The sequence below is a fragment of the Xanthomonas sp. F4 genome (assembly GCF_011761895.1).
The window spans coordinates 1-22,505 of the sequence record NZ_JAASQX010000001.1 but is presented as its reverse complement, the minus strand read 5'-3'; the positions used below and the strand labels follow the sequence as shown (position 1 = coordinate 22,505).

Genomic DNA, 22,505 nt, shown 5'->3' with positions numbered 1-22,505 from the left:
AGGGCGTGTCATCAATCCCCGAGCATGCCGCGCCGCGATTGCGCGCGCCTGTGGCAAGGAAGAGCGAGGAAGTGGACGTGCGTCCACGCCCGAGCGATGACGCGGCCACGGGCACGCGCAGCCGCGGCGCGGCATACTCGGGAATGGGTGACACGCCCTAGGCGCTGCGGCGCTTCAACGCGTAGCCCACGCCCAGCAGCAGGAACCACACCGGGCTGGCGAACAGCGCCTGGCGGGTATCGGCCTGCAGGGTCAGCAGCACCAGCACGAAGGCGAAGAACGCCAGGCACACGTAGCACATGAGCACGCCGCCGGGCATCTTGAACGCCGAGGCCGCGTGCAGCTGCGGGCGCTTGCGCCGGTAGGCGATGTAGGCGCACAGGATCAGCGACCAGACGAACATGAACAGCACCGCGGCCAGCGTGGTGACCAGGGTGAAGGCGGTGACCAGGTTCGGGATCAGGTACATCAGCACGGTGCCGCCGAGCAGGCAGGCGCAGGAGAACAGCAGCCCGCGCGCCGGCACCGCCGCGCGCGAGAGCCGGGCGAAGCCGCGCGGCGCGTGGCGCTCCTCGGCCAGGCCGTAGAGCATGCGGCTGGTGGAGAAGATGCCGCTGTTGGCCGAGGAGGTCGCCGAGGTCAGCACCACGAAGTTGATCAGGCTGGCCGCGGCCGGCACGCCGGCCAGCACGAACAGCTCCACGAACGGGCTCTTGCCCGGCACCACCTCGCGCCACGGCGTCACCGCCATGATCGCCACCAGCGCCAGCACGTAGAACACCAGGATGCGCACCGGGATCGAGTTGATCGCCTTGGGCAGGTTGCGGCGCGGGTCGGCGGTCTCGGCGGCGGTGGTGCCGACCAGCTCGATGCCGACGAAGGCGAACACCGCGATCTGGAAGCCGGCGAAGAAGCCGCCCAGCCCCATCGGGAACATGCCGCCGTCGTTCCACAGGTTGGCCAGCGAGGCCACATGCCCGGACGGCGATTGGAAGCCCCAGGCGACCAGCCCGGCGCCGGTAAGGATCAGCGCGCAGATCGCCACGATCTTGATCAGCGCGAACCAGAACTCCATTTCGCCGAACAGCTTCACCGTCACCAGGTTCAGCCCCAGCAGCAACAGCACGCACAGCATCGCCGGGATCCATGGCGCCAGCGTCGGGAACCAGAATTGCGCGTAGGCAGCGATCGCGATCACGTCGGCGATGGCGGTGATGATCCAGCAGAACCAGTAGGTCCAGCCGCAGAAGAAGCCGGCCCACGGCCCCAGCAGGTCAGTGGAGAAGTCGATGAACGACTTGTACTCCAGGTTCGACAGCAGCAGCTCGCCCATCGCGCGCATCACGAAGAACAGCATCACGCCGATGATCAGGTACACGAACAGGATCGACGGCCCGGCCAGGCTGATGGTCTTGCCCGAGCCCATGAACAGGCCGGTGCCGATCGCCCCGCCGATCGCGATCAGCTGCAGGTGGCGGTTGGAGAGGCTGCGCTGCAGGTGGTCGGGCTGGGCGGACGGATCGGTCATGGGCGCAGGCCATCGCGAGGGATTAGCCTGCAAACATAGAAGATGGCGGCAGCGCGCGCCAGCCGCGCGTGCGCCGGATGGCGCCCGCGGCGGCGCGGACCACGCCGCATGCCGCCGGGACGCCGAACGCCGCCGGACTCAGGCCAGCGCGCCGCCCTGCCCGATCGCGACGAAGCTGAAATCGCGGTCGGACTGGTTGCCGCCGCCGTCGCCGGTCTTCAGCAGCACCTGGCCCGCGTCCAGGCGGATGATCACCGCGTTGTCGCAGGTGTTGCCGTCGCCCGGGTAGATCTGGGTGACGGAGACCCCGTCCAGCGCCTGGAACGGCGGCTGGAAGCTCACCAGGTAATGCCCGGTGCTGACATGCGCCACCGTGTACCCCGCGCCGTTGCGGACCCCGCCATCCGCGCCGACCACGCCCGCCACCACCCGCACGCCCGTCGCGCCCGCACTCGCCGCACCCGCATGGGCCGCGGCGTCGAGCAACTGCCCCATCGCATTGTTCGTCATGCCGTTCTCCGATCTTGATAAGGAAAGTCCGATGGCGCGGCGACCGCAGCGGTCCCTCGCGGCCGCGTGCCTGCATTGCCTCGTCCGTGAACGGGCAGGATCGCCGCGCTGCGCGCGCGGCCGTATCGGCGATTTCCTGATCGGCGCCGGGGCGGCGACCGAGATCGGCTCAGGTGGCGACGCTCACACCAACTTGGTGCGCCGCCACCACTGCGTGACCTTTTCCTCGCGCACCAGGGTGAACAGGCCGGCGCCCAGGATCAGCGCGATACCCACCGCCATCGGCCAGTCCAGGTGGTCGTGGAACAGCCAGTAGCCGAAGCCGATGGCCCACAGCATCTGGCTGTACTGGGTCGGCGCCACCGCGCTGATCGGTGCCGCGCGCGAGGCGTACATCATGAAGATCGCGGCCAGCCCCGCGAGCAGGCCGTAGCCGGCCAGCAGGATCCACTGCTGCCAGGTCGGCCAGACGAAAGTCGGCAACATCAGCAGCCCGCCCATCAGCAGCGGGCCGAGCACGCCGGCGCCGTACAGGGTCAGGCGCTTCTCGCCGGGCCCGGCCATGCGCAGGCTGATCACCGACACCGCCCCCACCAGGCCGCAAATGATCGCGGCGACATGGCCCTGCCCCAGGTGCCGGAACCCCGGCCGCAGCACCACCAACACGCCGATGAAGCCGACGATCACCGCCAGCCAGCGCCGCCAGCGCACCTCCTCCTTGAGCAGCAGCACCGACAGCACGGTGACGAAGATCGGCATCAGGAAGATCAGCGCGAAGGCCTCGGCCATCGGCAGCAGGGTGAAGGCGGTGACCGCGGACAGATTGCCGGCCGCGCCGGTGAACGCGCGCAGCAGCCAGATGCTGGGCCGCTGCGCCACCACCACCTCGCGCCAGCGATCGCCCGGCTTCTTCAGGAACGGCAGCGCGGACAGCATCAGCAGCGCACCGAAGAACACCACCTCGTAGGCCGGCAGCGAGCCCTCCAACCCCTTCACGAAGGCATCGCTGATCGAATAGGCGGCATAACAGGCGAAACCGAGCAGCACACCCTTGAGCATCGGCGATCCTGGCCGGCGCGGCACCGCGACGGCGTACATGGGGGGGACGGCCAGTATCCCTCTTTTGCCGCGGGGATGCCGCCGCGGCTTGCGCCGGCGTGGCGCATCCGCACCCTGACGCTCACCGCGTCACCTTCGGACCATGCCGCCGGTCGCCGTGGCCGCCGCTAGCCCGAAGCGGTGGGGGACACATCCGGCAGGCCGAGCTCCTTCAGGAACTCCGAAGGCGACCGGCGCAGTAGGGGGAACTCGCCCGACACGGTCGCATCGAAATGCTGCAGCGGGCTCCACAACTCGAAATCGCCGATCAGATAGCAGCGGCGCTTGGCCCGGGTCAGCGCGACATTGAGCAAGTTGGGCTTGGACGAGGCCCACAGGGCCGAGCCCGGATGCTGACGGTCGGCGCCCAGTACCATCAAGACCGTATCCTGCTCCTTGCCCTGGAAGGTATGCACGGTTCCCACGCTGCCGCGCAACCAGTCGCGCAGCGCACGTGGCGACGGCGGCGCGTGCCCAGCGCCCATGTCCTCCCAGGCATCACCGCTCAGCGCGTCGTGCAAGGCCTGCCGGATCGCCTTGAACGGCGAGATCACGTACAGCCGCGGCAGGGTTCCGTCGCGCCGATACAGCCAGACGATCAACTCGGCCACGAACGCGATCTGTTCGGGCACCACCTGCTTGCGCGCTGTGCCGCCTGGGATATCCAACCAGCAACTGGCGACCGGCAACGGCGGCGCATCCGGCGCATGTCGTTCGCACATGCCATAGACCATCTTGCCGCCGTAGGCGATGCGATTGGCGATACCGAACATCGGTTCGATGCAGCGCCGGTGCACCCGCAACGGGCTGCCGATCCACAGCCGCTCATCGCCTGTCGTCGTCAGGGTTCCGTATCGATTGGCCTGATCGGCGAGGCGCTGCGCGGACGTGAGGTGCGGTGCATAGGTCCCGTCGCGGGTCGCATCGGAGCGCGCGCCGAGCGCGGCGATCAAGCGGACCGGCAAGGTGAATACAGGTTCGATCTGCAACGGGTCGCCGACCACGACGGCACGGCGCGCGCGCCACAGTGCCCCCACCGCCGCCTGCGGCACCGCCTGCCCGGCTTCGTCGATGAACAGCCAGCCGATCGCATCCGGACCCAGGCCGCGGAACTGGCTGGCGAACGACGCGAAGGTGGTGGACACGATCGGAACGATCATGAACAGGCTGCGCATGATCGGCAGATAGTCGTCCGCGCACTGCGGCCGCTTGTTGTTCAACCACTTGGTCACCGCGACGACGTTACTGCCGAATCCATGGTGCTGTGTGGCCTCGTGCAGCCACGCTTCGTGCAGCGCCATCGCGGCGGCGAACACCTGCGAACGCAACTGCGCCAGTTCCGGGTCGTGCCAGACGCCATCGATCTGGAAGCGATCGGTTTCGAGCTGCTGCGGGGTTTCCGGCAGCGACGGCGGCGGCACGGCCTGCGCCAGTTCGCGCAGGTGCTGCAGATCGGCCTCCTGCGCATGCTGCGCCTCGGCTTCTGCCGCACGGCACGCCTCCCAGTGCGCGCGTGCAGACGTCATCGCCTGCAGCGCGCCGGCCACCTGAAGGCGCTGCGCTGCGCAGGCCTCAAAGTGCTGCAGCTGCAGATCGGCATTGGCCCTGCGTTCCGCGTCGGTCGCGCGCCAGCGTCGAAGCGCGGTGTGGAACTCGAACAGCCATTGCGACCAGGAGGGCCGGGTCTTGCGGATCAGTTGCTCTCGTTCCCGCAGATGCACCGACTCCAGTTCCAGGCGGGCCAGCTCGGCCTGTGCCTGCGCATGCACCCGTTCGGCTTGCTCGCCATCCAGGCGTGCCTGTTCGCTGGCGTGGTGCAGAGACGCCAGTTGCAGCCTCCATTGCTGCACGCGTGCCTGGCAATCGGCGTAAGCGCTGCGCGACGACAGCGCATGCCCAACCGCCTGGTCGGCTTCCCGGAAACGCGCGGCCGCCTCCGAGAAGCTCAACGCGGGTGCCTGTTTGCGCCACTCCCAGAACGTCATGGGCGTTTCTTCGCTCGAGGTCTTCAGCGACGCGAAGGCGAAGCGCTCGCAGAACGCCTTGCGGTTGCGCGAGTTGCCCAGCGCGCAACTGATGAGCCCCCAAGGCATCTCGTCGCCTTCCGGGGAAACATTGCCGCGCTTGCCCTTGCCGGCCTTGATCGCCAGATTGTGCGCGACCGGTTGCAGATAACGGACGCTACCGCGCCACGGTGACGCCACCTCGTCGCGCTTGGGCAAGGCGACGGAAATGTTCTCGATGGCGGCGTTGTTGTAGGACGCCACGACCATCTCGTGCCCAAGAAGTGGTTCGATCAACTCCTGCAAGTAGCTGGGCTTTGCGTCGCCATCGAATGTCACCTTGCGCTTGGTACTGGCGAAGGCAGCCCCGGCGCCAGGCAGCCCCGCCAGCACGCGCGCGCGACGCACCAGAATCTCGGCGAACAAGTCGCGCAGCAGCGTCGTCTTGCCGGTACCAGGCGGTCCATTGACCGAGAACAGGCCGCCAGTCTCCAGCTCCAATAGTGCGGTGTTGATGGCGAACTGCTGCATCAGGCTCATCGCGTGCGCGGGATCGGACAGCCAGTGGCCCGCATTGAGATGTCGCGGATGCAGCGCCCGCAGCAGCTCCTCGCGACCGGCCTCGGTATACAGATCGGTCTGGTCTTGTTTCGGCAACGCAATGAGGTAGCGCCGCAGTGGTTCGGGAATCGTCCCGGCCTGAACCGAGGCGATCGCACGTTCGAGGTCGACGAGAAAGAAACTGTTGAGGATGTCGACCTCGATCTCCGCACTCGGGTCGTCGTCCGCATCGTCGGCATCGGCCTCCGAATCCGTCTCGCCGGTGGCCGCCTCGGTCGCGGTCGCGGTCGCAGGCACGGTGGCGCCTGGCGTCGTCGCCGCGGCGGCCGCCTCGGCCGCCGCCTCCGATGCCGGTGCCCTGTCGCGCACCCGGGCTTCCAGCACCGCCATCGGCGCCTCTGGATCCGGCGTGAACCCGGCCCACTCACACAGCATGCGGTGCAGGCGCAGCACATCCTCGACACCGAGCGGCGCTCCCGCACGATCGCCGCGATGCGCCATGAAGTCGCCGAACAGACCGAGCAAGCGTTGCTTGGCTGCCTCGAACGCCGCGTGGCCGAGTGATCCCAGACCGCCCGCGCGGACCTGGCCGATCGCCCATGGCACGGTGGAGATCGAGATCCGATCCAGTTGCAACTCGCCTTGCGGCGACAACCTCAGCTTGGCAAAACAGGTGGCGCCTTCCAGTTGCGCGCGCTGCTGCTCTTCCTCGTCGGTCATGCCATCGCCGGCTGCCGGCGGCAGGCAGTCGCGCATCATGTCCAGGATCGCGGACGCATCGAACACGCCCAGATAGAGGTCGAACCCCCGCACCTCCTTGTCCGCCGGCGGATCGATGTGCAGCCAGTCCGGTCCGTTCGCGGCCGCCAGGCCATCGCGCCTCAGGTAGCGCCATTGCCAGTCCTCGAGGTCGCTCAGCCGCTGGTCCAACGCAAACGGGATGAAGAACTCGAGGGTGTGCCAATGCTGCAACACCTGGAGAATCCGTCGCTGTTCTTCCTGATTCAACGCCCTGCTCCTTCCATACCGGTGCAGGTCGAATTCTAGCGACGCCGCATCGGCGCACACGGCTCCGCTCGCGGATGTCTACATCGGCATGCCGCGCGAACAGCCGCAGAGCGCCCCCCGCGACTGGGCACGGTGAACGGGCGCATCCCTTCTTGAGCGCGCGTCGGGTACGATGCAGCCCTTCCGTCTGTGCCGCCCGCGCCGCTCCTCGCGTCGGTGGCGAACCTGTGATTCCGTGACCCGCTACTCCGGCCCCCTGCTCACCCGTCCGCTCGCCGCCGCGCTGCTCGCCGCGCGCGATGCCGGCGCCGCCACCTGGTCCGGCTCGCTCGACCTGGAGCGCAGCCAGGGTCAAGCACTGCTTGGCGCCGAACGCTGGCAGTGGCAGGAACGCGACTATCCCTATCCGGGCAAGCTCAAGGATCGCACCCTCTACTACTGGGACGGCGACGAGTTCGCAGCGGTCTCGCGCTTCGGCGGCGCGCTGATCAAGCTGGTGCCGACCGAGTGGGGCGCGCCGACCTTCGAGATCGACGGCATCAAGATGTTGCCCAGCGCGCAGCTGTCGCCGTTCGAGGACGCGCGGCGCAAGGTGGCGCTGGTGGAACCGCGCGGCAAGCAGGTGCTCGACACCTGCGGCGGTCTCGGCTATTTCGCCGCCTGCGCGCTGGAGGCCGGGGTGGCGTGGCTGCAGTCGTTCGAGAAGAACGCCGATGTGCTGTGGCTGCGCACGCTCAATCCATGGTCGCCAGATCCGGCCGCCAGCGAGGGCCGCCTGCAGCTGACCCATGGCGATGTCGGCGCCGCCATCGGCGGCATCGCCGACGCGTCGATGGACGCGATCCTGCACGACCCGCCGCGCTTCGGCATCGCCGGCGAACTCTACGCGCAAACCTTTTACGACCAGTTCGCGCGGGTGCTGCGCCGCGGCGGCCGGCTGTTCCACTACACCGGCACGCCGAACAAACTCACCAGCGGCCGCGATGTGCCGCGCGAAGTCGCCAAGCGCCTGGAGAAGGCCGGCTTCGCCACGCAACTGGCGCTGGACGGGGTACTGGCCACGCGCCGCTGAGGCGGCAGCGCGTCCACCGTGTCAGATCGACGCGAGGAGGTGCTCGCGCAACCAGCGATGCGCCGGATCGCGATGCACGCGCTCGTGCCAGAGCATGGCCATTTCGTAGCCGGGCAGTTCGAGGGGCGGCGCGCACGCCTGCAAGCCGGATTGGTTGCGCACCAAGCGCTCAGGCAGCATCGCGACAAGGTCGCTGCGCTGCAGCGCGGTGACGACGAACAGGAAGTTCGGCACCGACAGCACCACGCGGCGCTGCAGGCCGTGCGCGCGCAATGCCGCATCGGTGACGCCGCTGAAACCGCCGCCATCGGGCGAGACGATGACGTGTTCGAGCGTGCAGAACTGCGCCAGGCTCGGCCGTCGACGCAATCGCGGGTGGCCGGCGCGGCCGACCAGCACATAGCGCTCGGCGAACAGCGTGCGACGGCGCAGGCCGGGCGGCGCATCGGCGACGGTGTGCAGGGCAAGATCGATCTGGCCCTGTTCGACCTGTTGCGCGATCGACGACGGCGCCAACGGCAACACCGCCAATTGGGTCCCCGGCGCCACCCGGCGCAAGGCGGCGATCGCCGGCGACAGCACGGTCGAGGCGCCGTAGTCGCTGGCCGCTACCCGCCACAGCGTCTGCGCCCGCGCCGGATCGAACGGCGCTTCCGGCGCCACCGCCTGCTGCAGTGCCTGCAAGGCCTCGCGCAAGGGCGCGCGCAGCCCTTCGGCGCGGGCAGTGGGACGCATGCCGCGCGGCCCCGGCAGCAGCAGCGGATCGCCCAGTGCCTCGCGCAGCTTGGCCAGATGCACGCTGACCGATGGCTGCGACAGATGCAGGCGCGCCGCCGCGCGGGTCACGTTGTGCGTATCGAGCAACGTGTCCAGGGTCAGCAGCAGATTGAGATCCAGCCGGCGCAAATCAACCATGACAATAGCGGCCATTAAGGCAATTCATTTCCACTATAACCAATGGCGGCCTAGCGTGGCGGCATTCCTCGTGGAGAAGCCGAATGAACGTGTTGCTGGTCTACGCCCACCCCGAATCCACCTCGCTCAATGGCGCCCTCAGGCAGGTGGCGGTGCAGCGCCTGCAGGAGGCGGGCCATCGCGTGCAGGTGTCGGACCTGTATGCGATGGACTGGAAGTGCACGGTCGACGCACAGGACAGCCTGGACGGCGCGGCGGACGCGCGCTTCGATCCCTCGCGCGACTCGCAGCGCGCCTTCGCCAGCGGCCGCCAGCGCGCGGACATCGCCGCCGAGCAGGACAAGCTGCGCTGGGCCGATGCGGTGCTGCTGCAATTCCCGCTGTGGTGGTTCTCGATGCCGGCCATTCTCAAGGGCTGGGTGGATCGAGTCTATGCCTGCGGCTTCGCCTACGGCGTCGGCGAACACTCCGACACGCATTGGGGCGATCGCTACGGCGAAGGCACGCTGGCCGGCAAGCGCGCGATGCTGATCGTCACCGCTGGCGGCTGGGATTCGCACTACGCGCCGCGCGGCATCAATGGCCCCATCGACGATCTGCTGTTCCCGATCCAGCACGGCATCCTGCACTACCCGGGCTTCGACGTACTGCCGCCGTTCGTGGTCTACCGCAGCGGACGCATGGACGCGGCACGTTTCGCGCAGACCAGCGCCGCGCTGGGCGAGCGCCTGGACACGTTGTTCAGTGCCGCGCCGATCGCCTTCCGCAAGCAGAATGCGGGCGACTACGCGATCCCCGCACTGACGCTGCGGGAGGATCTTGCCCCCGGCCGTAGCGGCTTCGGCATCCACGTGGCCGAGGCGGACGCACAGGCGGCAGCGACCTCCGATCACACCTAGTGGTCACCGGCGACGTCGCGCGGCGCCAACACCTCGCCTGTAGGATGCGGACGATCGCCATCTCGCAGGAACCGCCTCGCCGATGCCCGCCGCCGTCTTCGCCCGCCTGCTCGCCGTGTGCACTCTCGCCCTGCTCGGCGCCTGCGCCACGCAGGCGCCGCGCGTGCCCGAGCGCACGCCCAGCGAGGTCAAGGCGGACATCGCCCGGCGCATCCCGGCGACGGTGCCCGATCGCCGCGGCTGGGCCGACGACGTCTACGTGGCGCTGTCCTCGCAGAACCTGCCGACCAGCGCCGACACCATCTGCGCCGTGCTGGCGGTGATCGAGCAGGAATCGACCTACCAGACCAACCCGCCGGTGCCGGGACTGGGCAAGATCGCGCGGGCGGAACTGCAGCGGCGCGCGGCCACGCTGCATGTGCCGGCGTTCGCGCTGGATGCGGCGCTGCAGCTGCGCGGACCCGATGGACGCAGCTATGCCGAGCGCCTCGCCGCCGCGCGCACCGAGCAGGACCTCAGTGCGCTCTTCGAGGACATCGCCGGCAGCGTGCCGCTGGGCGAGCGCCTGTTCGGCGATCTCAACCCGGTGCACACCGCCGGGCCGATGCAGGTGAGCATCGCCTTTGCCGAAGCGCATACCGACGGCTACCCATACCCGCTGACCGACGGCGTGCGCCACGCGGTATTCAGCCGCCGCGGCGGCATCTGGTTCGGCACCCGTCACCTGCTCGGCTACCCGAACGCGGCGGCGATGCTGTACCGCTTCGCCGACTTCAACGCCGGTTGGTACGCCAGCCGCAATGCCGCATTCCAGGCCGCATTGGCGCGGGCCAGCGGTATCGCCCTGGCGCTGGACGGCGACCTGCTGACGCCGGGTGCCGATCTCGACGCTCCCGGCGCCACCGAGCGCGCCGCGCGCAGCCTGGGCACGCAGTTGGGCATGGACGCGCGCAGGATCCGCCGCGAACTGCAGCGCGGCAGCGATGCGGATTTCGGCGACAGCGCGCTGTATCGGCAGGTGTTCGCGCTGGCCGACCGCGATGCCGGCAAGCCGCTGCCACGCGCGGTGCTGCCTGGCATCGCCCTGGAAAGTCCGAAGATCACCCGCAAGCTGACGACCGCCTGGTTCGCGCAGCGCGTGGCCGAGCGTTGGCAGCGCTGCCTGGACAAGTGACGACCGCGACGCTCCGGCCGACGCGCACTACTTCGGCTTGCGCAGCGCCATCACCGACCAGCCAAGGGCAACGGCAAGCGCCAACAACACCAGGCTGAGCACGCTGTCCCACGCGATCGAGAACCAATAGTGGCCTGGGTCGGTCTGCAGCGGATAGATCCGTGTCGGACCGACTCTCGATACGCCGATGTACACGCCGCTCTGCAGCGCTTTCGCCAGCAGGTACAGCTTCAACATGGCACTCGCGCCGATGGCCATGGCCACCAGCACCAATACCGGCCGTTGCACACGCGCGACCAGCCGTTGCAGGCGCGTGGGTGCGGGCATTGGCGGGGGCGGTCGTCGTTGGCGTTTGCCCATGGTGTCCTCGCCTGCGCTAGGCGATGCATTCTAGGGCGATGCCGGAGAACGCTGGCACAACGCTCCGCATCGCAGGCCCCGACGCGCCCCGCCTGCGCCGCGGCGCGTGCACTACCCCACTGCGCGCTCGCGTGGCGCGCCGAGCAGGCCGATCCGGCGGAACCACAGTTCCAGCGGCACCGTGACCAACGGCGGCAGCGCCGCCAGCAGGCTCAACGCCCACGCCCACCAGGGCCACCGCAGGCGCAGCGCCGCGATCAGGCTGGCGGCCACGTACAGCAGGAACGCCACGCCATGCAGGCGGCCGAACAGCCATACGCCCAGTTCGGTGGTCTGGGTGCCGTACTTGAGCAGCATGCCGAGCAACAGGCCGGCCCAGGTCAGGCCTTCGAACACGGCGGCAACGGCGAACAGCCGGCCCACCGGCGACAACGGAGAAGAAGACAAGGACACGCGCGACTCCAGTGAGGGAACAAGGCCGCGACGCGATGGCGGCGGCGACGCCCGCTGGCAGTGGCATTGTAGAGCGTGCCGTCGCGCATGGCGCACAGGCGAGACGCGGCCACGGCAGGCGCGGACCAGCCGCGCCGGCCGTACTGCTCCTTCGTTCCTGGCCGCAGTGCGCCGCAGCGCACTGCGACTGCGCTCAGCGGCGCTGTTCCAGCACCGCCACGTCGTCGGGCGCCAGCCGCACCGTGTCGCTGCTCGGCGCCGGCCCCAGCAGTGAGCGCATCGCTGCCGGCAGCCGTACTTCGTGCGCGACGGTGCCGTGGTTTATCAGCACCACGATGCGGCGCGCGCCGTCGCTGCGCACGCCCACTTCCACGTCGTCCGGCACGTCGGCCAACGGCGCGTGCACATCGGCATCGCGCAGCCAGGCGCCGGTGAGGCGGTCGAGGGTGGCATCGTCGAACCAGCCACCGACGTAGCTGATGCGGCCCTTGCCGACGCGCCGGGTCAGTAGCGCCGGCGCACCGTCCAGCCAACCATTGGCCGCGCCGTACTGCAGTGGCGCGGTGGTATCGGCGGCGGTGGCCTGCAACTGTTCGGCCCAGATTTTGGCGCTGCCATCGGTGCCCGCACCGACCAGCGGGATCGGCTTGTCCAGCGCATAGAACTGTTCCACGCGACCGCCAAGCAAGGCCGCCAGCGGGCCAGGCTGGCGCTGCGGATGCAGGCCGTTGTCGATGTTCTTCATGCCGCTGCGCGGCCCCAGCACCAGATGCCCGCCGTGCTCGACATAGGCCTTCAGCCGCTGCGCCTGCGCCTCGGTCAGCACGTTCAGCGCCGGCGCCACCACCAGCTTGTAGCGCTCCAGCGGCGCCATCGCCGAGACCACGTCCACCACCTGCGCCTGCTGCCGCAGCGGACGGTAGAAGCTCTTCATCTGCACGACCGGATCGAAGTCGGCCGCGTGCTTCTGGAAGCCGATCGCCCAGCGGCTGTCGAAGTCATTGATCAGCGCCACCTGTGCCTGCGGCGTGGTGCCGGCCAGCGCCGGCCCGGCCTTGGCGAACTCGGCGCCGACCTGCTGGATCTCCGCATACACCGGCACCGGCGCGCCATCGGCGCCGACCAGGGTGCCGTGGTATTCCTCCTGCCCGTTGGGCGCGGCCCGCCACTGCCAGTACGACACCGCATCGGCGCCATGCGCCACCGCCTGCCACGCCATCGCCCGCACCTGGCCCTTGCGCAACGCCACGTTGGTCGCGCGCCAGTTGACGAAGCCGGGCTGGGTCTCCATCACCCAGTAGTTGCGCTGCTTGTAGCCGCGGGTGAGATCGTGGCGTGCGGCGTTGTCCACCCAGTCGTAGCGCTCGCCGGCAACGTAGTCGTCCCAGGCGGCGATGTCGAGCACGCCGTGCACCGTGTAGGCGTCGAAGCCGGCGAACCAGCCCATGGTGTTGGTGGTGATGAACTGACGCGGATCGGCATGCGGGCGGATCGCATCGATCTGGTTGCGCGAGTAGTCGGTCCAGGTGTCACTGACGAAGCGTTTCCACTCCAGCAGCAACGCCGGGTTCTCTTCGTCCTCGCGCACCGGGATCTGCGCGAAATCGTTATACGTCTGGCTCCAGTACGCCGTGGCCCAGCGCTGGTTGAGCGCCTCGATGCTGCCGTACTTGCGCTGCAGCCAGGCATGGAACTGCGCCTTGGCCTCGGGGTCGAACGAGGACTGCGCGTACTCGTTGTCCAGTTGCCAGCCGACCACGTGCGGGTTGTGCCCGTAGCGCTGCGCCATCTGCTCGGCGATGGCATGCGCGAAGCGGCGGTAGCGGGTGCTGGCGAAGGAGAACTGCTGGCGGTTGCCGTGCTCGTCGCGCACGCCGTCCTGGCTGACCCGCAAGGTATCCGGATAGGCCTGGGTCAGCCACGCCGGCGGTGCGGCGGTCGGCGTGCCCAGCACCACCACCATGCCATGGCGCGCGGCGGCGGCGATGGCGCGGTCCATCCAGGCGAAGTCGTACTGCCCCTCGCGCGGCTCCATCCGGCTCCAGGCGAACTCGCCGATGCGCACCACGCGCACGTGCGCCGCCTGCATCAGCGCCAGATCGTGCTCCCACTGCGCTTCCGGCCATTGCTCCGGATACCAGGCCACGCCCAGCAACAGCGGCGCAGCATCGCGATAGCGGGTGGCCTGCGCCTGCGCCGACGGCGGCAGGCAGAGCGCGATCAGCAGCATCGCGGCGAACAGCGCAACGCCGCAGCGTTGCGGAATACGGAACAGTGGCATGCGCAACACCCTTCGCAAGAGGAAACGCCGGCACGCCCCCTTCGTCCTGCCGGCACCTGCATTGTGCGCAGCTTTGCCGTATGTGCACTTGTGCATCTTGCGGCGTTTGCGCGCGCAACTGCGCACAATCCACAGGTGGCTCCTCACTGCGTAGCGGCGCAAGCACCCACGCTGCATCGCGTCATCCCACGTGGCCTGCGCGCGGTGCGGACTGAGGACAGGGTTGCGCTCGCCTTGCGCCGTCGGTCTCACTTGCCAGGTTTGGACGATGGCGACATTGAAATGGTCATCTGTGCTGGCTAGCGTCACGCCTCCCCCAACCCCTGGAAGCACCATGAAGACCCCTCGCCTGCTCGGCACCTTGCTCGCTGCGGCCGCCACGCTGTTCTCGGCCGGCGCCGCCCTGGCCCAGACCGTCACCGTCAATCCGTCCGAAGTCCACCAGACCATCCAAGGCTTCGGCGGCATGAACGGCGCCGGCTGGGTCGCCGACCTCACCCCGGCCCAGGTCGATCTGGCGTTCGGCAGCGAGACGGGGCAGATCGGCCTGTCGATCATGCGCATGCGCATCGATCCGTCCAGTTCCGGCTGGAGCCAGCAGGTGCCGTCGGCGGTGCGGGCACGCGCGCACGGCGCGGTGCTGCTGGCCACGCCGTGGTCGGCGCCGGCCTACATGAAGTCGAACAACAGCCTCAACAATGGCGGCAAGCTGCTGCCGCAGTACTACGACGCCTATGCCAAGCATCTGCTGGACTTCACCGCCTACATGGACAGCAAGGGCGCGCCGATCTACGCCCTGTCGCTGCAGAACGAGCCGGACTGGCATCCGGACTACGAGTCGGGCGACTGGAACGGCACCGACTTCCTCAACTTCATCAGCGCCCAGGGCGCGAAGTTCGGCAAGTTCAAGCTGCTCGCCGCCGAGTCGCTGGGCTTCAACACCGCACTGACCGACCCGGTGCTCAACAGCAGCGCCGCGCAATACCTGTCGATCATCGGCGGGCACCTGTATGGCGTGCAGCCCAAGGACTACCCGCTGGCGCGCAGCAAAGGCAAGCAGCTGTGGATGACCGAGCACTACACCGACAACACCGACGGCAACGCCTGGCCCTCGGCACTCGGCGTGGCCAGCGAGCTGCACAACAGCATGCTCGCCAACTACAGCGGCTACATCTGGTGGTATATCCGCCGCAGCTACGGGCTGATCGCCGAGAACGGCACGGTGAGCAAGCGCGGTTACGTGATGTCGCAGTTCGCGCGCTTCGTGCGCCCGGGCTCGGTGCGCATCGGCGCCACCGCCGCGCCGTATAGCGATGTCGCAGTCAGCGCCTACAAGACGCCGAACGGCAAGCTGGCCCTGGTCGTGGTCAATACCGGCACCCAGCATCGGCAGATCACCGTGCGCGTTCCCGCCGGCAGCGTCACCGCGTTCAGCAAGTACAGCACCTCGTCCAGCCTCAACGTCGGCTACGGTGGGAAGTACAGCGTGGCATCGGGCCAGACCGTGGTCTATGTCGACCCGCAGAGCGTGGCCACGCTGGTCGGCGAGTGAACTGCGCGATGGCGTGAGCCAGTCAGATCGACCCGCGGCAGCCGAGTGCTGCCGCGGGTCGGTTTTCTACGTTCTCGCTTCTTGCATCGACACGGTGCCACGCCTAGCGCGGTGGCACCGCGACACGCCGCCGAGGCGGGGGCTCGCGCTCAGCCCAGCTTGGCCAGGAACGTCAGCAAGGCCTGATTGAACTCCTCGGCGTGGCTGGTGTTGCAGCCATGCGGTGCATCCTTCAGCAACACCACGTCGCTGCCGGCGATGGCGCGGTGGGTGCGCTGGCCGGAGCCCTCGTACGGCACCGTGGCGTCGGCATCGCCATGCAGCACCAGGGTCGGCACGTCGACCTTCTTGAGATCCTCGCGGAAATCGGTGGTGCCGAACGCCTGCATGCAGCCCAGCGCCGCGGTCTGGTCGCTCTGCAGGCACAGCGCGATCGCCTCCTGGCGCTGCGCCTCGCTGACCTTCAACGTGCCGTGGGCGCTGAAGAAACCGCGGGTGAAGTCGTCGAAGAACGTCTCGCGCGAGGCCTTCAGCCCCTGCTCCATCTCCTGCGCCTGCTCCTTGCTCAACGGCCCTTCCGGGTTGTCGTCGGTCTTGAGCATGTACGGCGGCACCGCGGAGGCGAACACCACCCCGGCCAGCTGTGCGGTGCCATGCCGCGCCACATAGCGCGCCACCTCGCCACCGCCCATCGAGAACCCGACCAGCACCGCCTCGCGCAACTGCTTGTCCTCGATGATGCCAGCCAGGTCGTCGGCCAGGGTGTCGTAGTCGTAGCCATCGGCTGGCTTCTCGGAACGGCCGAAGCCGCGGCGATCGTAGGCAATGACCCGGTAGCCGGCCTGCTGCAGCGGCCCGACCTGGTCCTTCCATGCCTCTGCCGACAGCGGCCAGCCGTGGATCAGGATCACCGGACGGCCGGCACCGCCGGTATCTTCTACATGCAGACGGACACGCGCGTTGGTTGCAGCCATGGGCAAGACCTCGGTGGTGGGGAATCGCGGCAGCTTCCTCTGCGGCATGTCCGGCCCGCGTGAGGGGCGTGTGTCGGGCGATTTAACGCGACAGGAGGCTGCTCAACAGATCCGCGGCAAGGCGCGCGTCAACTGCGCCAGTGCATCGCGCGCAATGCTGTGGAATGGTGCTGACATGTGCGCGTCCTCGATGACACGCTCCCAGAACTGCACCGCCATCCCGGCCGCCACCCGCCAATCCTCGCGCTGATCCGGCGTCGGCAACGGCAACATGTAGGCGCGCTCCACCACCTCGCCGCTGGCCGCGGGACGAAACGCCATCGGTAGCATGTCATAGATGGGCGCTAAGGCCAGCGGCAAGGCATCGCCCAGGATCAGGCCAGCGTTGCCCAGATGCATGTCGTTGTTGCCGATCAATGCACCGAACCAACCACACACGCGCAGGCGCTGCGCATCCGCGTGGCTCAGCCAGCCCTCGCGTTCCAGTTGGGGGGCAAACAGCCACCAGTCGATACGCCCATGGCCGAAGTAGGCCGCGTCCACCGCGGCCAGCGAGACGAAGCCACGCCGTCCCAGCACAGGCGTGCGGTCGAACCGCGTCGACTGCAGGAACACACGACCATCGCTCTCAAGCAGTTCGCTCTCTGCGGCGGCGATGCCATGCGCACGCAGGATGTCGCTGGCCAAGTGCTCACAACGCAACAGCTCGCTCCAACGCTGCGCGGCCGGCGTGCCGGCACGCTCGCTGAACTTGACGATGGCCGGCGTGTAGCCGCCTTCCGTTTGCAGCGTTGCAGTGAACTTGGGTTGCTCGCCACCGGCCGACGAGCCCACCGCCTCGCCCAGCAAAGCCTGCTCGGCATGCTGCGGGTACAGACGGCGCCGCTCCGCATGCGGTATCACATCAACCGGCTGCAGCGCCGTCTGCTGTGCGCGCTGCAATGCGAATTCGCCCAGCACCAGGTCGCCGGGTTGATCGTCGCCATGCCGCAACAGAGCCACCACTACATCGTCAGGCTGCCAACGCTGCAAATCCTGCGGTGCACCAATATCCTCGGCCACACGCCTCGCGAAAGCCCGGCCAAGGAAGCCCTGCGGACGCTGATCGTCCAGAAACCAAGGAAGCCCTGGAAACAGTCCAGTGGCAAAGTCGCCATGGAGCATGGCGGGGCACGTAACCTGCGGAACGAACAGGTAGCCTTCGCCCTGCATGGCATGCAGGTGGCCGAGCGTTTCTGCACGACCGCGCGGATCGATGCGGAACAATGGCCAGCGATGGCCTGCACGGCCAAGTGATCGGGTGAGCGCATAGCGTGTCGCTCGGGCTTTGCCGATCCGTAGCACCTGCTCGCCAGCGCTGGCCAACAGGCGCGATACCGTCGGTTGACTGATCTCCAGCACCTCGCCGATGCGGGCCGCCGTCACGGCCTTTTCGCTGCGCAAAAGGGCGATAAGATCGCGTAGCCGGTCATCATTCATACCGGCATTGAATAGATTATAGAATAAATAGTCAAGCCGGCAAACTACTGAAGGCCGCTGCTTTTCCGGCGAAACTAGCCTTGCAGGCTTGAATGAAAGCGCGATTCTTGAATAGATAAAGAATTGATTTTCACGCTACCGGCAGCTGGCGCCAGACTGCGATCTGCTTCGCAGATCGCAGTCTGGCGCCAGCTGCCGGTGCTGTCAACTCTCTGAAACAAAAAGTAAAAGTGTCTGTCAGCCAGATGTTCGTGTGCAGCCAGATGACGACGCGCCCTGCAGGCTGGCTGCGTGTTAGACCCAGTTGTCGTTGCCGAAGTCGCCGTCGTCCTGGAAGTCCTGGCCCATGTTCTGCTGCGGCGTGTCGTCGTAGTAGTTGTTGTTGGTGATGTTCTCCACCACCGTCTCCTGCGGCGCGCCGCCGCCGAACAGGCCGCCACCGTGGTGGCCGCCCAGCAGGCTTTCCACGCCTTCGAACAGGAACATGCCGCCGGCCACGCCGGCCGCCGTGGTGGCCGCGGTGCTGAGGAAGCTCGGTCCGCGCGCCGCGGCCGGAGGGGGCGTCGGCTCGGCAGCCGCGGCACCGCCACCGAACCAGCGCTCGCGCCAACCGGGTGCGCCAGCGCCCGCGACGCCTGCGGTAGCGGGCGCCGGCGGCAACGGCGGCGGCGCCGCGTTGAAACCCTGGCCTAGGAAGCTGGCAGGCGGCGGCGGTGGCGCTGCCTGCTGCAACTGCGCGATCTGCGCCTTGGCGGCCTCCAGCGCGTGCTCCAGCAGCAAGGTGCGCTGCACCAGCAGATACACGGCATCGGGTTGATCGGCCAGCCGCGCGTGGATCAGCGCGTCGGCCTGTGGATCTTTGGCCACCCCGCCGGCGCTGCGCAGGCGCGCCAGGAAGTCTTCGAGAAGCTGCTGTTCTTGCGGAGTCATACCCGTACCTGGATGCGATGACCGGCCCAGTGCCGGCACGGCACGGTATGGGCATCGCTCGGCGCAGGCCAAGGGTGCGGCCTCTGTTCGGTGCAGCAGCATTCATCAATCGCGCATGGCCCGCGAGCCAGACCCGCGAACGCCATGGCGAACTTCGACATTTCTCCGACACGCGCGCCAGGCACGCCCTCATCCAGGCGCACGCGCCTGGCTCATTCCTCGCCGATGTCCGAGACGGACGAGGACGACGCGTGCGGCTGCCGCGCGGCCCACATGTTGTCGATCAGGTTCGGATACGGGCGGCCGTTCTCCTCGGCGCGCTGCCGCGCGGCCGCCTTCTGCGATGGCGACAACGGCTGGCTGCGCTGACCGCGCGGATTCGGCTTCTTCCACGGAGGCGTCTTGGACGAGGGCATGGGCGTCAGCGCGAGCGGAGACACGTCATCGTGATTGCGGCATACGTGCGTGGAAGGTGAAGGCGCCAGCGGTCGGCTTGCCGACACATAGCCGTTCAACATCTTGCCAGCGGAGGTGAGGTATCTCCTGCGTCATTACATTGAACTCGCCAGATACCAGCTTGATTGATGCTCTGCATCGGCAGGTGCAGCGTTTTGGTGTCGCCGAACTCCTCGCGCAGGCGCTCCTCGGTGGGATCGATCACCAGCCCGTCGTGCACGTCGAACACCAGCGTGCCGATCTCGGCAATCCCCGCACCCAAGACACTGGCGATTGCATCACGCCAATTCGGGCCTACACTGCCACAACTCCAGCATTGCCAGTCAACTGACCGATGAAGTCATCATCGGCAATGCCGAGCGATGATCGAATTGTTTAGCAAACAGAATTTCATATGAGCAAGCAACACACAGACATCAGCAAGTTCCTCAGCTTTGTGCTGCGCCACGAGCCACAGGCCGCTAGCATTACCCTCGACAGTGAAGGCTGGGCGGAGGTCGATGCGTTGATCGCGGGTGCTTCCCAAAGCGGCAGGACGCTCGACGCAGACCTCATTCGCGCCGTGGTGGACAGCAGCGACAAAAAACGTTTTGCGCTCTCGGAGGATGGCAGGCGCATTCGTGCCGTACAGGGCCATTCGAACGATAGCGTCGCCATCCAGTACGACGCCAAAGTGCCGCCGGAGTTCCTCTACCATGGCACCGCCACACGATTTCTGGACGCGATCCTGGCCGAGGGCTTGCGCGCGGGCCAACGACATCATGTGCATCTGTCGCAAGACATCGCGACCGCGACCACGGTGGGGAAACGCCATGGCACTCCTGTTGTCTTGAAAGTCGAAGCCTTGCGGATGCACCAGCAGGGCTTCGCTTTCTTTCAGGCGGACAATGGTGTTTGGCTCACGCAAGCAGTTCCCAGCAGCTTTTTCTCGAAGATTTAGTCCTTAGTACCACACCACTCGCACGCACCTACCGCACGTAAGACTGGGCAGGAATACCCAAGGACTCATAATCCTTTGCTCTGGTTGGCAGACATTGCGAGCCGATCCCTGCCTACTCCGCATCCACCCCAGACAGCGCGAACACCCAGCGTGGCACCACCGGTTCGCCGGCATAGAAGTCCTTCGGCTTGTCCTCGGCCATCGCCCAGCGATGCAGCCAGCTGATCCCGCCGGGGCCGGTGTAGCCCTCGGCGTGTTCATAAGCGGGATCCCGCAGCACCTCGTCCAAGGAGATGAAGCTGTAGCCGCGGCGGCGCGTGGCCGCGACCAGGTCCGGGAACGCGGCCGCGTTGAGCGCATTGGCGTGCATCAACCAGACCTGCGGGATACGGCGGCCGAACAGGGCTTGCGATTCGCGCTCGAAGTAATCCAGCTTGTTGAGCATGTACGGCACGTAGCCCTTGCGCAGGCGCAACAGCAGGGCGTCGCGTGCCGGACCTGGCGGCTCGTCCAATACATGCGCGTAGGCGAACGCCCACACCCACTCGCCACTGTCCACGGTGACCGGCGCGATGCGGTAGCCATGCGCCGCCAGGAAAGCGTTGACCGCCTCGCGATCGGCGACGCTGCGGCCGGTCGCTAAGTACGGATGACGGAACCACTGCAGTGACTGGCCATGTTCCGCGAGCAATGGCCGCAAAGTGCGCTCGCCGCGCACGATCGCGTCCTCATACGCCGGCACGCCGACCTGATGCAGATTCACGTGGCCAGAGGTGTGGTTGCCCAGCGCATAGCCGGCATCCAGCCAGTCGCGCAACATCGCCACGCGTTGCGGCTGCACCTGTCCGTCCTGTTCCAGCTTGTCCTCGTTGACGAAGCCGACGATGGGCACCTGCGCCTGCCGCAGCGCCGCCATCAACTGCGCATGCAGTGCCGGCAACTCCGCTGGCGGCGTCTGCTCGATGCGCTGCCACGGCAGGTCGTCGATGGTCACCGCGATGCGGCGGGTGTCGTCTTGGGCCTGGGCGAGTGCGGCGACGCACAGCAAGGCCGGCAGCAGCAGGCGGCGAAGCAGTTTCATCGGGTGCTCCCGGAATGGAAGCGCCAGTCTACCCGGATGGTTGCCACCGCCGACATGGCACCATGTGCCAGATCCGCACCACGCGGCGACACAACAACTGGAAACAACGGAATGATGAAAGCACTGTGGCTGGTCTGGACATCCCTGCTGCTGGCCGGGTGCACGAACGCGGTGCAAGCACCCGCGGCGGCAACGGCAACGAAGGATGCCACCACGCAACCTGCGGCCCCTCCCGCACGCACAGTGGCGACGCAGCTCGGCGGTCAGCGCGGCAGCGGTGCACCCTACGAACTGGTCGGGACGGAGGTGTGGGATGTTCCCGATCCCGTGTCCGGCCGCAACTATCAGGTGTTCGTGGCGCTGCCTGCCGGCTATGCCGACCATCCCGAGCGGCGCTACCTGGTGCTGTACGTCACCGATGCCGACTATGCGTTTCCGGTGGCGCGCCAGATCGCGCGACGCTTGAACGGCGAAGGGCCGGCCATCGAGGACTTCATCCTGGTGGGCTTGTCGTATGCGCTCGGCGACGCGCCGATGCCGAGCCGGCGCCGCGACTACACGCCCACCACCGAGGACGGCGGCGCTGCGTCCGCTGGCGCGACGCATGGGGGTGCCAGCAGCTACATCGCCTATCTGCGTGATCAGGTACTGCCGTTCGTCGCGCAGCGCTATCGCACCGACGAAGCGCGACGCCTGTTCCTTGGCCATTCGTACGGCGGGCTGCTCGGTACGCAGATCCTGCTGAGCACGCCGGAGCTGTTCTCCGGCTACATCCTGGGCAGTCCGTCGTACTGGTTCGGCGAACATGCCATGCGCACCGAGGAAGCGCGCTTTGCCTCCAGCCACCGCGACCTGCCCGCGAAGGTCTACGTCTATGTCGGCGAGTACGAACAGCGCCGCTACGGCAAGACCTACGACATGGTGACCGACGCGCAGCAGATGGTGCAGACCTTGCGCGGGCGGCATTATCCGTCGCTGCGCCTGCAACTGGACGTGCTTGCCGACGAGGATCACTTGAGCGTGGCGCCGCGCGGCCTCACCCGTGGAATGAAGTTCCTGCTAGGTGTGCCACCGCAGTGAGGTGTGGCACTCACGCTGCTGGCCGGGCGGATGCCGCGTCTCTACGGATGGCTTTTTCGCGGCTGAAGCCGCTCCTTGTATCTGGACCTGGCGCCCCTAAACAGGCGTCATGTCTTCCGACTGATCATCGGAGGAGGTGTGGGAAGTCCAG

Annotated in this window: 19 protein-coding genes and 1 pseudogene; 6 read left to right on the top strand and 14 right to left on the bottom strand. The window is 67.6% G+C overall.

Translation table 11 applies throughout. The features are described 5' to 3' along the window. Nucleotides 1-157: 157 nt before the first annotated feature. The 4 genes from cycA to FHR66_RS00085 form a co-directional block, all read right to left on the bottom strand. Complete coding sequence (cycA, locus tag FHR66_RS00100; protein ID WP_160970360.1) at nt 158-1,528, bottom strand: D-serine/D-alanine/glycine transporter; 1,371 nt, start codon at nt 1,526-1,528, stop codon at nt 158-160. A 138-nt stretch (nt 1,529-1,666) separates the two neighbouring features. Further along, the gene (locus FHR66_RS00095; RefSeq protein WP_160970362.1) at nt 1,667-2,038 is read right to left on the bottom strand and encodes a hypothetical protein; all 372 of its coding nucleotides are present in this window, start codon (nt 2,036-2,038) and stop codon (nt 1,667-1,669) included. 183 nt (nt 2,039-2,221) lie between these two features. Next, entirely contained in the window at nt 2,222-3,097 is an 876-nt protein-coding gene (locus tag FHR66_RS00090) for a DMT family transporter (RefSeq protein ID WP_160970364.1), read from the bottom strand. A 167-nt stretch (nt 3,098-3,264) separates the two neighbouring features. Further along, a complete protein-coding gene (locus tag FHR66_RS00085; RefSeq protein ID WP_160970366.1) occupies nt 3,265-6,708 on the bottom strand; it encodes a DEAD/DEAH box helicase in 3,444 nt (1,147 codons plus the stop codon). 235 nt (nt 6,709-6,943) lie between these two features. Here FHR66_RS00085 and FHR66_RS00080 point away from each other — a divergent pair, with 235 nt between their 5' ends. Then, nucleotides 6,944-7,780 carry an SAM-dependent methyltransferase gene (locus tag FHR66_RS00080; RefSeq protein ID WP_160970368.1) on the top strand — a complete coding sequence of 279 codons (837 nt, stop codon included), beginning with the start codon at nt 6,944-6,946 and terminating at the stop codon, nt 7,778-7,780. 21 nt (nt 7,781-7,801) lie between these two features. On the opposite strand, the gene FHR66_RS00075 is transcribed toward FHR66_RS00080, so the two are convergent. Further along, entirely contained in the window at nt 7,802-8,695 is an 894-nt protein-coding gene (locus FHR66_RS00075) for a LysR family transcriptional regulator (RefSeq protein WP_160970370.1), read from the bottom strand. Nucleotides 8,696-8,778: 83 nt separating this feature from the next. Here FHR66_RS00075 and FHR66_RS00070 point away from each other — a divergent pair, with 83 nt between their 5' ends. Together FHR66_RS00070 and FHR66_RS00065 are read left to right on the top strand one after the other, a co-directional pair. Next, nucleotides 8,779-9,594 carry an NAD(P)H-dependent oxidoreductase gene (locus tag FHR66_RS00070; RefSeq protein ID WP_160970372.1) on the top strand — a complete coding sequence of 272 codons (816 nt, stop codon included), beginning with the start codon at nt 8,779-8,781 and terminating at the stop codon, nt 9,592-9,594. Nucleotides 9,595-9,676: 82 nt separating this feature from the next. Further along, nucleotides 9,677-10,768 (top strand): DUF1615 domain-containing protein, encoded by a 1,092-nt coding sequence (locus FHR66_RS00065; RefSeq protein ID WP_160970374.1) that lies wholly within the window; start codon nt 9,677-9,679, stop codon nt 10,766-10,768. Between the two features lie 27 nt (nt 10,769-10,795). Here the strand turns inward: FHR66_RS00065 and FHR66_RS00060 are convergent, their stop codons facing one another. The 3 genes from FHR66_RS00060 to FHR66_RS00050 all read right to left on the bottom strand — a co-directional run bounded on the left by FHR66_RS00060 (nt 10,796) and on the right by FHR66_RS00050 (nt 13,862). Beyond that, nucleotides 10,796-11,095: a hypothetical protein gene (locus tag FHR66_RS00060; protein WP_160970376.1), complete on the bottom strand. Its 300-nt coding sequence runs from the start codon at nt 11,093-11,095 to the stop codon at nt 10,796-10,798. Between the two features lie 144 nt (nt 11,096-11,239). Then, nucleotides 11,240-11,581 carry a DUF3817 domain-containing protein gene (locus FHR66_RS00055; protein ID WP_343160699.1) on the bottom strand — a complete coding sequence of 114 codons (342 nt, stop codon included), beginning with the start codon at nt 11,579-11,581 and terminating at the stop codon, nt 11,240-11,242. A 193-nt stretch (nt 11,582-11,774) separates the two neighbouring features. Next, the gene (locus FHR66_RS00050) at nt 11,775-13,862 is read right to left on the bottom strand and encodes a beta-galactosidase (RefSeq protein WP_160970378.1); all 2,088 of its coding nucleotides are present in this window, start codon (nt 13,860-13,862) and stop codon (nt 11,775-11,777) included. 334 nt (nt 13,863-14,196) lie between these two features. On the opposite strand from FHR66_RS00050, the gene FHR66_RS00045 reads away from it, so the two are divergent. Then, the gene (locus FHR66_RS00045) at nt 14,197-15,414 is read left to right on the top strand and encodes a glycoside hydrolase family 30 protein (RefSeq protein ID WP_202394971.1); all 1,218 of its coding nucleotides are present in this window, start codon (nt 14,197-14,199) and stop codon (nt 15,412-15,414) included. Between the two features lie 149 nt (nt 15,415-15,563). Here the strand turns inward: FHR66_RS00045 and FHR66_RS00040 are convergent, their stop codons facing one another. From FHR66_RS00040 to FHR66_RS00020, 5 genes and pseudogenes are all read right to left on the bottom strand, one after another. Then, nucleotides 15,564-16,388: an alpha/beta fold hydrolase gene (locus FHR66_RS00040; protein ID WP_160970380.1), complete on the bottom strand. Its 825-nt coding sequence runs from the start codon at nt 16,386-16,388 to the stop codon at nt 15,564-15,566. A 102-nt stretch (nt 16,389-16,490) separates the two neighbouring features. Beyond that, the gene (gene yjjJ / locus FHR66_RS00035) at nt 16,491-17,867 is read right to left on the bottom strand and encodes a type II toxin-antitoxin system HipA family toxin YjjJ (RefSeq protein ID WP_160970382.1); all 1,377 of its coding nucleotides are present in this window, start codon (nt 17,865-17,867) and stop codon (nt 16,491-16,493) included. Between the two features lie 294 nt (nt 17,868-18,161). Continuing rightward, nucleotides 18,162-18,797, bottom strand: a complete 636-nt coding sequence (locus FHR66_RS00030) for a DUF2076 family protein (protein ID WP_160970384.1) — start codon at nt 18,795-18,797, stop codon at nt 18,162-18,164. A 212-nt stretch (nt 18,798-19,009) separates the two neighbouring features. After that, on the bottom strand, nt 19,010-19,213 hold the full coding sequence (locus FHR66_RS00025; RefSeq protein WP_160970386.1) for a hypothetical protein: 204 nt from the start codon (nt 19,211-19,213) through the stop codon (nt 19,010-19,012). Nucleotides 19,214-19,380: 167 nt separating this feature from the next. Next, a pseudogene (locus FHR66_RS00020) lies at nt 19,381-19,506 on the bottom strand (DUF1820 family protein); the annotation flags it as partial. Between the two features lie 141 nt (nt 19,507-19,647). Here FHR66_RS00020 and FHR66_RS00015 point away from each other — a divergent pair. Then, a complete protein-coding gene (locus FHR66_RS00015) occupies nt 19,648-20,193 on the top strand; it encodes an RNA 2'-phosphotransferase (protein WP_160970388.1) in 546 nt (181 codons plus the stop codon). 112 nt (nt 20,194-20,305) lie between these two features. Here FHR66_RS00015 and FHR66_RS00010 read toward each other — a convergent pair whose 3' ends face one another. Continuing rightward, nucleotides 20,306-21,274 carry a polysaccharide deacetylase family protein gene (locus FHR66_RS00010; protein ID WP_160970390.1) on the bottom strand — a complete coding sequence of 323 codons (969 nt, stop codon included), beginning with the start codon at nt 21,272-21,274 and terminating at the stop codon, nt 20,306-20,308. Nucleotides 21,275-21,388: 114 nt separating this feature from the next. Between FHR66_RS00010 and FHR66_RS00005 the strand changes: the two genes are divergently transcribed. Next, nucleotides 21,389-22,354: an alpha/beta hydrolase gene (locus FHR66_RS00005; RefSeq protein WP_160970398.1), complete on the top strand. Its 966-nt coding sequence runs from the start codon at nt 21,389-21,391 to the stop codon at nt 22,352-22,354. The last annotated feature ends 151 nt before the right edge of the window (nt 22,355-22,505 follow it).

What these genes read in the sequence shown, in the direction of transcription:
- cycA (WP_160970360.1), bottom strand. Translation starts at nt 1,528, where the DNA reads ATGACCGATCCGTCCGCCCAGCCCGACCACCTGCAGCGCAGCCTCTCC.
- FHR66_RS00095 (WP_160970362.1), bottom strand. Translation starts at nt 2,038, where the DNA reads ATGACGAACAATGCGATGGGGCAGTTGCTCGACGCCGCGGCCCATGCG.
- FHR66_RS00090 (WP_160970364.1), bottom strand. Translation starts at nt 3,097, where the DNA reads ATGCTCAAGGGTGTGCTGCTCGGTTTCGCCTGTTATGCCGCCTATTCG.
- FHR66_RS00075 (WP_160970370.1), bottom strand. Translation starts at nt 8,695, where the DNA reads ATGGTTGATTTGCGCCGGCTGGATCTCAATCTGCTGCTGACCCTGGAC.
- FHR66_RS00070 (WP_160970372.1), top strand. Translation starts at nt 8,779, where the DNA reads ATGAACGTGTTGCTGGTCTACGCCCACCCCGAATCCACCTCGCTCAAT.
- FHR66_RS00065 (WP_160970374.1), top strand. Translation starts at nt 9,677, where the DNA reads ATGCCCGCCGCCGTCTTCGCCCGCCTGCTCGCCGTGTGCACTCTCGCC.
- FHR66_RS00060 (WP_160970376.1), bottom strand. Translation starts at nt 11,095, where the DNA reads ATGCCCGCACCCACGCGCCTGCAACGGCTGGTCGCGCGTGTGCAACGG.
- FHR66_RS00050 (WP_160970378.1), bottom strand. Translation starts at nt 13,862, where the DNA reads ATGCCACTGTTCCGTATTCCGCAACGCTGCGGCGTTGCGCTGTTCGCC.
- FHR66_RS00045 (WP_202394971.1), top strand. Translation starts at nt 14,197, where the DNA reads ATGAAGACCCCTCGCCTGCTCGGCACCTTGCTCGCTGCGGCCGCCACG.
- FHR66_RS00040 (WP_160970380.1), bottom strand. Translation starts at nt 16,388, where the DNA reads ATGGCTGCAACCAACGCGCGTGTCCGTCTGCATGTAGAAGATACCGGC.
- yjjJ (WP_160970382.1), bottom strand. Translation starts at nt 17,867, where the DNA reads ATGAATGATGACCGGCTACGCGATCTTATCGCCCTTTTGCGCAGCGAA.
- FHR66_RS00030 (WP_160970384.1), bottom strand. Translation starts at nt 18,797, where the DNA reads ATGACTCCGCAAGAACAGCAGCTTCTCGAAGACTTCCTGGCGCGCCTG.
- FHR66_RS00025 (WP_160970386.1), bottom strand. Translation starts at nt 19,213, where the DNA reads ATGCCCTCGTCCAAGACGCCTCCGTGGAAGAAGCCGAATCCGCGCGGT.
- FHR66_RS00015 (WP_160970388.1), top strand. Translation starts at nt 19,648, where the DNA reads ATGAGCAAGCAACACACAGACATCAGCAAGTTCCTCAGCTTTGTGCTG.
- FHR66_RS00010 (WP_160970390.1), bottom strand. Translation starts at nt 21,274, where the DNA reads ATGAAACTGCTTCGCCGCCTGCTGCTGCCGGCCTTGCTGTGCGTCGCC.
- FHR66_RS00005 (WP_160970398.1), top strand. Translation starts at nt 21,389, where the DNA reads ATGAAAGCACTGTGGCTGGTCTGGACATCCCTGCTGCTGGCCGGGTGC.